The 11,231-nt window shown below is 70.9% G+C and carries 12 protein-coding genes; 7 read left to right on the top strand and 5 right to left on the bottom strand.

Going from position 1 to position 11,231, the window contains the following annotated elements; all coding sequences use genetic code 11:
* Window positions 1–55 precede the first annotated feature (55 nt).
* From PV646_RS17410 to PV646_RS17420, 3 genes are read left to right on the top strand one after another with little or no spacing between them, the layout of a single operon-like run.
* The gene (locus tag PV646_RS17410) at window positions 56–418 is read left to right on the top strand and encodes a hypothetical protein (protein ID WP_500343033.1); all 363 of its coding nucleotides are present in this window, start codon (window positions 56–58) and stop codon (window positions 416–418) included.
* Complete coding sequence (locus tag PV646_RS17415; protein ID WP_500343035.1) at window positions 415–1,206, top strand: hypothetical protein; 792 nt, start codon at window positions 415–417, stop codon at window positions 1,204–1,206. The genes PV646_RS17410 and PV646_RS17415 overlap by 4 nt, the downstream gene beginning before the upstream one ends.
* Before the next feature lie 12 nt (window positions 1,207–1,218).
* Complete coding sequence (locus PV646_RS17420; RefSeq protein WP_500343036.1) at window positions 1,219–1,815, top strand: tetratricopeptide repeat protein; 597 nt, start codon at window positions 1,219–1,221, stop codon at window positions 1,813–1,815.
* A 7-nt stretch (window positions 1,816–1,822) separates the two neighbouring features.
* Here the strand turns inward: PV646_RS17420 and PV646_RS17425 are convergent, their stop codons facing one another.
* The 3 genes from PV646_RS17425 to PV646_RS17435 all read right to left on the bottom strand — a co-directional run bounded on the left by PV646_RS17425 (window position 1,823) and on the right by PV646_RS17435 (window position 4,857).
* Window positions 1,823–3,109: an ABC transporter substrate-binding protein gene (locus tag PV646_RS17425; RefSeq protein ID WP_500343038.1), complete on the bottom strand. Its 1,287-nt coding sequence runs from the start codon at window positions 3,107–3,109 to the stop codon at window positions 1,823–1,825.
* A gap of 315 nt (window positions 3,110–3,424) precedes the next feature.
* Window positions 3,425–3,619, bottom strand: coding sequence for a ferredoxin (locus PV646_RS17430; protein ID WP_189154921.1), 195 nt, complete (start codon window positions 3,617–3,619; stop codon window positions 3,425–3,427).
* Window positions 3,616–4,857: a cytochrome P450 gene (locus PV646_RS17435; RefSeq protein WP_500343042.1), complete on the bottom strand. Its 1,242-nt coding sequence runs from the start codon at window positions 4,855–4,857 to the stop codon at window positions 3,616–3,618. Before PV646_RS17435 ends, PV646_RS17430 begins: the two co-directional genes overlap by 4 nt.
* 163 nt (window positions 4,858–5,020) lie before the next feature.
* Here PV646_RS17435 and PV646_RS17440 point away from each other — a divergent pair, with 163 nt between their 5' ends.
* Window positions 5,021–5,620 (top strand): TetR/AcrR family transcriptional regulator, encoded by a 600-nt coding sequence (locus tag PV646_RS17440; protein ID WP_500343045.1) that lies wholly within the window; start codon window positions 5,021–5,023, stop codon window positions 5,618–5,620.
* Between the two features lie 66 nt (window positions 5,621–5,686).
* The gene (locus tag PV646_RS17445) at window positions 5,687–7,831 is read left to right on the top strand and encodes a DEAD/DEAH box helicase (RefSeq protein ID WP_500343047.1); all 2,145 of its coding nucleotides are present in this window, start codon (window positions 5,687–5,689) and stop codon (window positions 7,829–7,831) included.
* Here PV646_RS17445 and PV646_RS17450 read toward each other — a convergent pair.
* Together PV646_RS17450 and PV646_RS17455 are read right to left on the bottom strand one after the other, a co-directional pair.
* A complete protein-coding gene (locus PV646_RS17450) occupies window positions 7,824–8,657 on the bottom strand; it encodes an alpha/beta fold hydrolase (RefSeq protein WP_500343049.1) in 834 nt (277 codons plus the stop codon). The genes PV646_RS17445 and PV646_RS17450 overlap by 8 nt on opposite strands.
* A gap of 84 nt (window positions 8,658–8,741) precedes the next feature.
* Window positions 8,742–9,944 carry a PucR family transcriptional regulator gene (locus PV646_RS17455; RefSeq protein ID WP_500343052.1) on the bottom strand — a complete coding sequence of 401 codons (1,203 nt, stop codon included), beginning with the start codon at window positions 9,942–9,944 and terminating at the stop codon, window positions 8,742–8,744.
* Window positions 9,945–10,034: 90 nt separating this feature from the next.
* On the opposite strand from PV646_RS17455, the gene PV646_RS17460 reads away from it, so the two are divergent.
* Both PV646_RS17460 and PV646_RS17465 read left to right on the top strand, forming a co-directional pair.
* A complete protein-coding gene (locus tag PV646_RS17460) occupies window positions 10,035–10,811 on the top strand; it encodes an SDR family NAD(P)-dependent oxidoreductase (protein ID WP_500343054.1) in 777 nt (258 codons plus the stop codon).
* Between the two features lie 208 nt (window positions 10,812–11,019).
* On the top strand, window positions 11,020–11,202 hold the full coding sequence (locus tag PV646_RS17465) for a hypothetical protein (protein ID WP_500343055.1): 183 nt from the start codon (window positions 11,020–11,022) through the stop codon (window positions 11,200–11,202).
* Window positions 11,203–11,231 lie beyond the last annotated feature (29 nt).

Below are 11,231 nucleotides of genomic sequence, written 5' to 3' on the forward strand. Positions count from 1 at the left end.
ACTCCACGCTGTGACGTGGTCTACGCTCACCGTAACGGGAGAGAGGGACGTTTCGTTGGGCAACGAGCAGGACTTCCTCGCGCTCTGGTGTGCACAACTGCCGTCGCTGCGCGAACACGCCCGCGGCAACGGGGTTCTCGCGAGACTCGACCGGGACGTCGACCGGATCCGGGACGGCGCGTCGGCGGAGCGGGCGTTGCTCAAGTGGGTCTCACCGGAGACGGCCGAGGCGTTGCGCGGGTGGGCGGACCGTCCCGCGGCGGGCATGGCCGCACTCCCGGGCCTGCGGGGGACACCAGGACTCGGTGCCGGGAACTACACCTGTCCGCGTGACCGGTGCGGCCGCCGCGCGCACCGCGACGAGCACGGCCACGTGCCCCGCTGCACCGCGTTCGACGAGACCATGCGTCCTTCATGACCGCTCTGCTGACCGAGGCGAGCAAGCGGGTGGGCGCCCACTGGTTCACGGCCGTCCTGCTGCCGGGCCTGGTCCTGGTCGCCTGCGGCGCGACCGCGTTCACTCTGGGGCACGCCCACGCACTGGATCTGACACGCCTGACCGGTGAGGTCGGCAAGCTCCTCAAGGCGCAGCAGGGCCAGCTGGTCGTGACCGGCGCGCTGAGCATCGCCGCGGCGGGCGTGCTCGGGACCGCGGCGGGCGGCATCGGCAAGGCGGTGCAGCGCTGGTGGACGCGCGAGCGGTTCCTCACCGGCGGCCTGCTCACTCGGCTCCGCTGGTCCCGCCGCTCACGCGCTCTGAAGGCCGCCGAACGCGCGGAGATCGTCCCCGTCGCCGCGTACCTGCCGCACCGTCCGACGTGGATCGGTGACCGGGTCCGGCTGGTCGAGACACGGGTGCGAGCCGAGTACCACGTGAGCGCGGCGCTGGTCTGGCCCCGCGTGTGGCTCCTGCTCTCCGAGGACGCCCGCCGCCCGATCAGCGACGCCCGCGCCCGGTACGCCGACGCCGTGACCCTCACCGGCTGGGGCACCCTCTACCTGCTGGCCGGTGTGCTGTGGTGGCCGGCGCTCGTCATAGGGGGCGCGGTGTGGCTCACCGCGTGGCGCCGGGCGCGCGACACGCTCGCCGAGCACGCCGACCTGGTCGAGTCCGCGATCGACGTCCACCTGCGCGCCCTGGGCGAGGCGCTCGGGGTCACCGAAGGCAAGGCGATCGACGACCGTCTGAGGAAGTCGGGTCCATAGGGGGAGACGACCGTGTGGTTCTCACGTCGCAAGGAAACGCCGGTGCCCGCCGAACTGGCGCGCCGCATCAAGAGCGCGCTGGCGTTGTTCGACGCGGGCCAGTACCAGCACGCCGAACCGGAGTGGGCGGCGCTCGTGCTCGACTGCCGGGAGCAGCTGGGCCCGGACCACCCGGAGACCCTGAGGAACGTCGACCGCCTCGGCTCGGTGTACTTCCGGCTCAAGATGCTCGTGCAGTCGGAGGCGATGCACCGCGCGGCGCACGACCAGGCGCTCACCACCTTCGGCGCCGACCACCCCGAGACGTTGTCCTTCGCGCACAACCGCGCCTGCGCCATGGTCGTCATGGGGGACCGGTCCGCGATCCCGCTGCTGGAGGACACGCTGGCACGCCAGCGGCGCAGGCTCGGCAAGCGTCACGAGGCCACCATCACCACCGCCAAGACCCTGGGCGTCTTCCTCTTCATGAAAGGCGACGCGCAGGGCGCGCTCGACACCCTCGAAGAGGCCCTCGCCGCCGCCACGCGGGCGTTCGGAAGGGACGACCCGCTGACCGCCGACATCGCTCACCAACTGGACATCGTGCGGCGCAACTCCTACCGGCGCTGACCTGGCGTCACTTGGCGGCCTTCTGCGCCTCCTGCACCGCGGTGCGCCAGGCCTCGTCCGGGCGCTTGCCCTGTTCGACGGACTGCAGCGCCGGGCCGAACACGGTGTCCTGGATCTGCCCGTCGGCGGGCCCCTTGTGCTGCGCCGCCTTCACCTTCTGCACCTGTGCGGCGTAGAGCGCGCCCGCCTTGACGTTGTCGAAGTAGGTGTTGACGTGCTCCAGCAGCGCCCTGTCCTCCAGGGCGTCGATCTGGCTGGGGAACGTTCCCCTGGCCTGGAACGCCTTGATCTGCTGCTCCGGCGCGGTCAGCCAGGCCGCGAGCGCCGCCGCCTGGGACGCGTTGCGGCTCTGCTTCGGCACGGTCAGGTAGGAGCCGCCCCAGTTGCCGCCGCCGTTGGGGAACACGTCGGTGACGGCCCACTTGCCGGCGTTCTCCGGTCCCGCCTGGGTCTCGATGACGCCGAGCATCCACGACGGGCACGTCTTGGTGGCGAACCTGCCGAGCTTGAAGCCGGTGTTCCACTCGTTGCTGAAGGCGGCCAGCTTCGCCGACTGCCCTCTCGCCACGGCGTTCGTGACGGCGGTCCAGTCGCTCCTGATGGCGGGGTTGGACTCGACGACGAGGGTGTCCGCCTTGTCGTAGTAGCCGACGTCGTGCTGGTTGTGCATCGCGTTGAAGATCTGCGCCGCGCTGTCGAACCAGGCGACACCGGAGACCTTGCCGACGAACTTGTCGCCCGCCGCGAAGTAGCTGTCCCACGTGGCGAAGAGCTGCCGGACGTCGTCGGGTTCGGAGGGCAGTCCGGCCTCGGCGAAGAGGTCCTTGCGGTAGCACATGGCCAGCGGGCCGATGTCCGTGCCGTAGCCGATCAGCCTGCGGTCCTTGGTGGTCGCGGCCTCGGCCTTCCACTTCAGCCAGCGGTCCGCCGTCACGTCCCGCGGACCGATCTCCGTCAGGTCGTGGAACTGGCCGGACCTGGCCATGACCTGGCTCAGGTAGCCCTCCTCGACCGCCTCGACGTCGGCGAGTCCCGACCCCGCTCCCAGTTTGGTGAAGAGGTTCTGGTGGTGCGGGGCGCCCTGGCCGGTCTTGCGTTGGGTGATCTTGACGTCGGGGTGGGCCGCCTCGTACTCCTGGAACAGCTCCTCGTAGCCGAACTCGTTGAACGTGGCGACGGTCAGCTCGATCCGGCCGTCGGACGTCCGGCTCCCGGTTCCGCCCGCGCCACAGGACGTGACGGCGACGGACACGACGGCGCAGATCGCCACGGTTCTCCAGCGGCTCGGGCGCACGGTGAAACTCCTCTGACGGCGGCGGCAGTGCTGGGAGCGCTCCCAGATTTGGGGAGTCTGATATCGCCGGGCGGAGGTGTCAAGCGGTCTGCGGCTGCCGGTGCGCTATTCGTCGTGACGATGGCAAAGGGTTGCAGGGGAGGGAAAGTACTTGTTTGGACGCGTTCCACGTGCCGGATAGGACTGTTCTGGAGGTGGTCGTGATGAGGTAGATGCGGCGGCGGAGATGCTGGGAGCGCTCCCGGATCCGGCGAGTTCCGGTTCCTGCCGGTGGTCACGCCGGCCTGCGGCGTGACCACCGTCCGGGGCTTCGCGCTAGCGCTCCACGACGATCGCGAGTGCAGGGCACAACAGGGCGGCGTGCTCGGTGGCCGCCTCCAGCTCGGCGGGCGGGTCCTCCACCAGCAGGACCACCATGCCGTCCTCGTCGCGCTGGTCGAAGACGTCCGGTGCGGCGAGCACGCACTGGCCGGCGCCCACGCAGGCGTCGACGTCGACGCGGACCTTCATCGGTTGTCCTCCTCGTCCCAGGTGACCGGGAGCGAGCGCACGCCGTAGACGAGCGCGTTGTCCTTGAACTCGACGTCCTCGAACGGCACCGCGAGCCGCAGGGTCGGGATGCGCTGGTGCAGGCGGGCGAACACCTCCTGCAGTTCGACCCTGGCCAGCTGCTGGCCGAGGCACTGGTGGATGCCGTAGCCGAACGCCAGATGCGCGGTGGCTTCACGCTTCAGGTCGATGCGATCGGGATCGGGGAACACCGACTCGTCGCGGTTGCCGGCCGACAGCGCGGCCACGAGCCACTCACCGGCCTTGATCGTCTCGTCGCCGATCGTCAGGTCGCCGGTGGCCTGACGCAGCACGCCGAACTGGACGATCGACAGGTACCGCAGCATCTCGTCGACGGCGGTGCCCGCGAGCCCGGGGTCGGCCCGCAGCGCGGCCAGCTGATCGGGCCGGCGCAACAGGGCGAGAGTGCTGAGGCCGATCATGTTGGCGGTGGTCTCGTGCCCGGCGATCAGCAGCGTGATGCCGAGGGTGACCAGTTCCTCGACGGACAGCTCCTGGCCGTTCTCCCTGGCGCGGACGATCAGCCTGCCCAGCAGGTCGTCGGTCGGCGCCGCCATCTTGGTCAGCACGAGCTGGGTCATGAACCCGGCGACCTCCAGGTTCGCCTGCTCCAGCGCGGCGGGGTCGCTGTTCGTGCCGATGAGGACCGCGGTCTGCTCCTGGAACCGGTCGCGGTCGCCGTAGTCGACCCCGAGCAGTTCGCAGATCACCAGTGACGGGATCGGCAGCGCGAAGTGCTCGACCAGGTCGATCGGCCCGGTGTGCGTCAGCATCGCGTCCAGGTGGTCGTCGACCAGGCCCTGGATGTAGGGGCGCAGGGCCTGGATCCGCTTGACGGTGAACTCCGGCGTCAGCAGGCGCCGCAGCCGTGCGTGGCCGGGGCCGTCCATGTTGAGCAGGCTGCCGGGCGCCACCGGGCGGTCGAGCAGGCCGCCAGGCACGACGTGCGTGGACGGGGCCGCGTGCGAGCTGAGGTTGGGATCGGCCAGCACCGCGCGCACGTCCGCATACCGGCTGACGACACGCGCGTTGACACCGACCGGGCACGCCAGCGAGGCCGTGCCTTCCTGTTCGCGCAGGTCGGCGTACTCCGCGGGGGGATCGAACGGGCACCCGGAGTCGCGCGCGGTGGGGAAGGAGGCCTGGTCGGACCGCTTGTCGAGGGTGGTCTCACTCATGGCGCGGCCCACCTTCGGCCAGGAATATGGCAGTCACTGTCATGTGACTGAGACTGCCAGGTGGCATTGAATGCCGCAACTGGCCGGTGTGTCATGTGGCAGTGGCTGTCAGGTGGCAGTGCTACCGTGCGGTCCGCGCGGAACAGGGCCGGGAGGTGCGCTCATGGGCTTGAGAGAAGCGAAGATGGAACGCACCCGGCGGTTCATCGCCGACACGGCGTTCGACCTGTTCGTCGCGCAGGGGTACGACGACACCACGATCGAGCAGATCGCCGCCGCGGCCGAGGTCGGGACCCGGACCGTGTACCGCTACTACTCGACCAAGGAAGCGCTGGTCGTCAGCTTCGTGGAGAACGGTCTCACCGCGGCGATGGACGCCTTCCTGGCCCAGCCCGACGAACTGCCGCTGTCCGAGGCGCTGCACGCGGTCGTCGACAGCGTCGAGCACACGATCGGGACCAACCCGGCCCGCCTGCTCGCCCTGTACGAGATCTTCGACAAGACCACGGGGTTGCGGGCCGGACTGGCCGACCTGTGCTGGAGCTGGCGTCAGCGGCTGGCCCAGGAGATCCTCCGGCGCGAGGACGGGGCCGCGGACGCGCTCTTCGCCGCGTTGACCGCCGCGAGCACCATGAACGTGATCGAGGTGATCGTGCAGACGTGGACCGTGAACGGCGGTCGCGCGCAGATCGCCGACATCGCCCGCGAAACGCTGGAGCTGTTGCACACCAAGGCGATTCCCGTTCCGACCCCCGCCGGTTGATCCGGTCTCCGCGACACCGGCCAGCAGCACCTCTGTAGTCTCGCACCGCCTGACGGAAGGACACGGGTGGACGAGTCGTCGAAGGTCGGTAAGCACGCTCGCGCGGTACTGGCCGCGGCGGAGGCGTTCCGCGCCGAGGCCGCGGGAGTCCGCGCCGAACCGGATCGCCTGCGCGCGCTCGCCGTCGCGCGGTACCAGGCGGTGCTGGACGCGCTGGTGGCCGACCGGCTCCGCGCCATGCCGGTGGACAAACTCCGGGACACCAAGGCGAAGCTGCGGCTGAGCACGCTGAAGGACGCCGGGTACCGGACGGTCGCGGACGTCGTCCACGCGCGCCCGGAACAGCTCGACGGCGTGCCCGGAGTCGGCCGGCAGTCCGCCGAGCAGATCGTTCAGGTCGCCCGCGCCCTCGCCGAGGCCGTCGCGCGCGAGACGACCGTCCGGCTGAACCCCGACCGCGCCGACAGCGCCCAGACCGAACTGCTGCAGCTGATGTCCAAGCTGCGCAGGGCGAACCAGCTCGTCGGTCCGCTGCGCGAGCCGCTCGGAGACGTGCTGGACAGGGTCGGCGCCGACGTGCGTGCCGCGTCCCGTGCCTGGAGCCGGGTGCGGATGTTCTTCTCCCTGCGGAAGAACCGGCAGGCCGCCCTCGACTCGCTCGGCCGGCTCGAGGCGCTGCTGGCCAGTCGCGACGTGGCGGCGTTGCGCGCGGTGGGCACGCAGCTGCGCGTGCCGGATCTCGACCACCGCGCGCTGTGGCGCGACTACGAGCTCGACGCGGCCGCCTACAACACGCTCCTCGCCGACCTCGCCGGCGCGGAGGCGGTGCCGGATCGCGGTGCCGCCAAGGGTTTCGTCCCCGCCGACATCGAGCACGAGGTCGACGCGACCCCGCTGGACACCAGCCTGCTGAAGGTGTCGCTGCGTGGTTACCAGGTGTTCGGGGCCAAGTTCGCGCTCGCCCGCAAACGCGTGATCATCGGTGACGAGATGGGACTGGGCAAGACGATCGAGGCCATCGCGGTGATGGCCAGCCTCGCCGCCGGCGGGCGGCGCGGGTTCCTGGTCGTGTGCCCGGCGAGCGTCGTCGTCAACTGGGTCAACGAGATCGCCCGGCACAGCGACCTGGTGCCGCACCGGATGCACGGCGCGGGCCGTGACGGCGCGGTCGGCGAGTGGCTCGCGCAGGGCGGTGTCGGCGTGACGACGTTCGGCACGTTGCCGAAACTGGTGCTGCCCAAGAGGTTCCGCCCGGCGCTGGTCGTGGTCGACGAGGCGCACTACGTGAAGAACCCCGACACGCAACGTTCCCAGGCGGTCGACAAGATCGTGCAGCGCGCGGAGCGGGCGGTGCTGCTCACCGGCACGCCGATGGAGAACCGCGTCGAGGAGTTCCGCAACCTGGTCGGGTACCTCCAGCCGGGCGTCGCGGCCCGCACGGGCTCGATCGACGCCGTGGTGGGAGCGAAGGCCTTCCGTCGCGTCGTCGCACCGGTGTACCTGCGCCGCAACCAGGAGGACGTGCTGGGGGAGCTGCCGGAACTGCTCGAGGTGGAGGACTGGGTCGAGTTCGGCGAGCAGGACCGGGGCGCGTACCTCGACGCGGTGCGCGAGGGGAACCTGATGGCGATGCGCCGCGCCGCCTACACACCGGGCACGCCCAGCGGCTCGGCGAAGCTGGAGCGGCTGCTGGAGATCATCGAGGAGTCGAGGGACAACGGCTGGAAGGTCGTGGTGTTCTCGTACTTCCACGACGTGCTGGACGCGGTCGCGGAGCACGTCGAGGTCTTCGGCCCCCTGACCGGCGCGACGTCGGCGCAGGGCCGTCAGCGACTGGTGGACGACTTCACGGCGTGCGAGGACCACGCGGTGCTGGTGGCCCAGATCGAGGCGGGCGGCGTGGGCCTCAACATCCAGGCCGCGTCCGTGGTGATCATCGCCGAGCCGCAGTGGAAACCGAGCACGGAGGACCAGGCGATCGCCCGGTGTCACCGGATGGGCCAGGTCCGCAAGGTCCACGTGCACCGGTTGCTGGTCAAGGACAGCGTGGACGCGCGGGTGCAGGAGGTCCGCGACCACAAGACGTTGCTGTTCGACCACTACGCGCGCGAAAGCGACACGAAGCACTCGCACGCGAGCGCGCTGGACTCGGCGGTGTCGGTGGAGCAGCGCGTGGTGCAGGCCGAACAGCAGCGCCTCGGTCTCAGCTGAGGAACTTGTCGAGGACGGTGTTGAACGCCGCCGGGTTCTCCAGGAACACGAAGTGGGAGCTGGCCTCGGTGGTGGGGAAGACGTGCAGCTCGGCGCCGGGGATCCGCTCGGCGATGTAGCGCTGGGAGTCCGGGCTGACGTGGCTGCCGTCGCAGCCGAGGACCAGCGTCGGGACGTCGATGCGGGGCAGCACGTCACGCCAGTCCTGGGCGCAGTGGTCGAACAGCAGCGGCACCGCGGCGTGCGCGGGAGTGGCGGTGATCTCGTTCGCCACGAACTCCCACACCTCGGGGTCGGTCTCGCCGGAGAACATCGACCGGACGAACGCCTCGCGGACCGTCGCGCCGTCCGGTCCGTGCAGATCACCGTTGAGCGCCAGCAGCCCGCCCACGTCGAAGATCGCTCCCGACTCGGTCTGCTCGGCGGCCGACATCCACGGCACGGCGGCGACCGCCGCGGGCTGGTCGACGATCACCAGGCGCCGCAGCCGGGCGGTGCCGTGCTGGTCGATGTGGCTCCACAGCACCGAAGCGCCCATCGACCAGCCCAGCGCGTCGACTCGGTCGAGGCCGAGGTGGTCGAGCAGTTCGGCGTAGTCCTGGGCGAGGCGGGCGATGCGGTACCCGTGGTGCGGCTTGTCCGAGAGGCCGTGCCCCCGCTGGTCGAACGTGATCACCCGCCGGTCGCCGAGACCGCCGGACTGGTGGCGGAACATCGCCTGGGTCTGGCCCCACCCGTGCAGCAGCACCAGCGGGACCTCGCCGTCCGGGCCGCCGGAGTCCTGGTAGGTCAGCGTGACGCCGTCGTTGGTGCGGAAAGTGGGCATGGCGATCTCCTCGTCGAGTCGGCCCGGCTGTCGAGCAGTCTCGGACCGCCGTCACCCGGTCTGCCACCGCCGGGCGACGAGAGTTCAACTCCCGGCATGCTCCGATTGTCGAATGACCTCGGCCAGCGCGAGTCCGGCGTGCAGGACGAGCCGCGTCGGGCCGTCGGTCACCACGTCCAGGCCGGTCAGGTCCCGGAGCCTGCCGAGCCGGTAGTAGAGCGTCGTCCGGTGGACGTGCAGGCGCTCGGCGGCGAGAGGGCCGTTGCCCGCCGCGTCGAGGTAGGCCCGCACGGTCTCGGTGAGCTGGCCGTCGGGGTCGGCCGCGCGCAGTTCGAGGAACTCCCGGGGCAGCACCGCCTCGGTCAGCGCGGCGTCCGGGATCGCCAGCAGTGGCCCGAGAACGCCCAGCTCGTGCCATCCCGCGACCGGTTCGCGCAGCCCCAGGGCCGCCGCCCGCCGGGCGAGACCCGCCTGCCGCAACGAGGTGGCGGCGTGGTGCAGGCCCGGCCCGGTGCCGCCGATGCCCGCGACGCAGCGGAAGTGACCGAGGGCGAACTCGCCGACGCGGTCGAGCACGCCCGCGACCCGCGCGACGGCGTGCTCCGGTGAGCCCAGCAGCACCACGGCGTGGTCGCCGGTCACCGAGGCCAGCTGGTCGGCCGGAGCGGCCCGCCGCTGACCGGACAACGCGTGGCGCAGGGCGACCTCGACGTGGGAGGTGGTCGTGGTGCGGGTGCCGACGACCGAGATCTCGACCGCGGTGACCGTGGCGAACCGGGCAGCCCGGCCGCTCTCGTGCAGCGCCTGCCGGGCGGCCCGCCGTGCCGAGAGATCGGGTCCGACCAGGTCGAGCACGGTCTGATCGTCGCCCCTCCCGGTCGGTGCGACGGTCCCGGTGTGCAGTGCCAGAGCCAGTTCCCGGGCGGCGTCGTCGACCTGGCCGAGTTCCGCGGTGGTCATCGACTGGTCGGCGTCCATCACCATCAGCAGGCCGAGCAGCGCGCCTTCCCAGCGGACCGGCACGCAGACCCTGGCGTGCATGCCGATCGTGTCGTTGGCGGGGATCAGTCCGGCCCTGGTCCAGCTCGTCACCCCCTGGGCGAGCACGTGCCCGCGGGCGGCGGGCTCGGCGACGTGGTCGAGCACCGCCCGGATGCGCACCGGGTCCTCGTCGCCGTAGTGCGGGCTGGCGTAGAGCATCTGCATGGTGGGGTCGTTCACCACCACCGACCGCGACAGCTCGGTGGCGAGCCCGTCGATCAGTCCGGACACGGCCGTGCTGGTCATGCTGCGAATTCTACAATCGGAGCATCCACTCCCGCCTTTCCTCGTCGCCGGACGGTGGGCGGTCGTGCGGCCCGGCGTCATCGTGGTCCGATGAGCGAACGGGAGCTGGACGGCCGTGTGGTGATCGTGTTCGGCGCGGGCTCCAGCGGCCCCGGCCTGAGCAACGGCGAGGCGGCAGCGCTGGCCTACGCTCGCGCCGGTGCGCTGGTGGCGGTGGTGGACCGCGACAGCGCCGAGGCCGAGCGGGTGGCGAAGGAGATCACCACCACCGGGGGCGCCGCGCTCGCCGTCACCGCCGACGTCACGGTGGAGGCCGACGTCGCCGCCGCGATCGCGTCGGTGGTGGCCGCCACGGGGCCACCGCACGTGCTGCACAACAACGTCGGCGCGTCGGTCGTCGGTGATCTCGCCGCCACCGACCTCGCCACCTGGAACCACGGCATCGCGGTCAACCTGACCAGCGCCTACCTCACCTGCCGGTACACCCTCCCGCACATGCTGGCGGCCGGTCGCGGCGTGATCGTCAACGTGTCGTCGCTGGCGTCGATCCGCGACACCGGCTACGTCTACCCGGTGTACAGCGCGGCCAAGGCCGGCCTGAACCAGCTGACCGTCTCGCTCGCGCTGACCCACGCCCGGGACGGCCTGCGTGCCAACGCGGTGCTGCCCGGCCTGATCGACACCCCGATGGTCGCCCGCCAGGTCACCACCGAGCTGGCCGCCCGTCACGCGGCGAGCCCGACCGGCCGGATGGGCTCACCGCACGACGTCGCCAACGCCGCGGTGTTCCTGGCCTCCGACCGCGCGGCCTACATCAACGGCGTCTGCCTGCCGGTGGACGGCGGGTTGTTCGCGAGGTCCGTCTAGCGTCGTTCTCGTGTCCACGATTGCTTCAGTTCTGACCGAAATCAAAGCGCGATCGGGTTGTCAGTCGGGCAGACATGCGCCCTCTCGGAAAAGATGGCCCGGAGGCGTGGCGCGCTCTGCTCGGTCATCGCCAGGACTGTCCACACGGGAGCGAGTGGAGGAACTCGCCCGACGCGGTCGACGTCTCCGGTCCGATGGTCGACGAGGTGTGCCGGCTCTCGACAACTTCTTCCTCCCCGGCATCGGTTCCGGCTTCCGCGGGGCGCTCGTGAAGGTGCCCGCGGATCTGGTGGACACCGTGCGGGAGACCTGCTTGAAGTCGTTGCGGGACGGGGACTCGACCGAACTCGACGCCACCACGCTGATCGGTGCCGGGCGCCGCCTCACGTGACGTGCGCCTCGCGGGCTAGATGCAAATGA

It is taken from the genome of Streptomyces sp. ID05-26A (genome assembly GCF_033794685.1).
GTDB lineage: Bacteria > Actinomycetota > Actinomycetes > Mycobacteriales > Pseudonocardiaceae > Lentzea.

Bases quoted from the DNA above. Each gene is read 5' to 3' on its own strand.
- PV646_RS17430 (WP_189154921.1), bottom strand. From the start codon at position 3,619: ATGAAGGTCCGCGTCGACGTCGACGCCTGCGTGGGCGCCGGCCAGTGC.
- PV646_RS17415 (WP_500343035.1), top strand. From the start codon at position 415: ATGACCGCTCTGCTGACCGAGGCGAGCAAGCGGGTGGGCGCCCACTGG.
- PV646_RS17450 (WP_500343049.1), bottom strand. From the start codon at position 8,657: ATGCCCACTTTCCGCACCAACGACGGCGTCACGCTGACCTACCAGGAC.
- PV646_RS17440 (WP_500343045.1), top strand. From the start codon at position 5,021: ATGGGCTTGAGAGAAGCGAAGATGGAACGCACCCGGCGGTTCATCGCC.
- PV646_RS17460 (WP_500343054.1), top strand. From the start codon at position 10,035: ATGAGCGAACGGGAGCTGGACGGCCGTGTGGTGATCGTGTTCGGCGCG.
- PV646_RS17455 (WP_500343052.1), bottom strand. From the start codon at position 9,944: ATGACCAGCACGGCCGTGTCCGGACTGATCGACGGGCTCGCCACCGAG.
- PV646_RS17435 (WP_500343042.1), bottom strand. From the start codon at position 4,857: ATGAGTGAGACCACCCTCGACAAGCGGTCCGACCAGGCCTCCTTCCCC.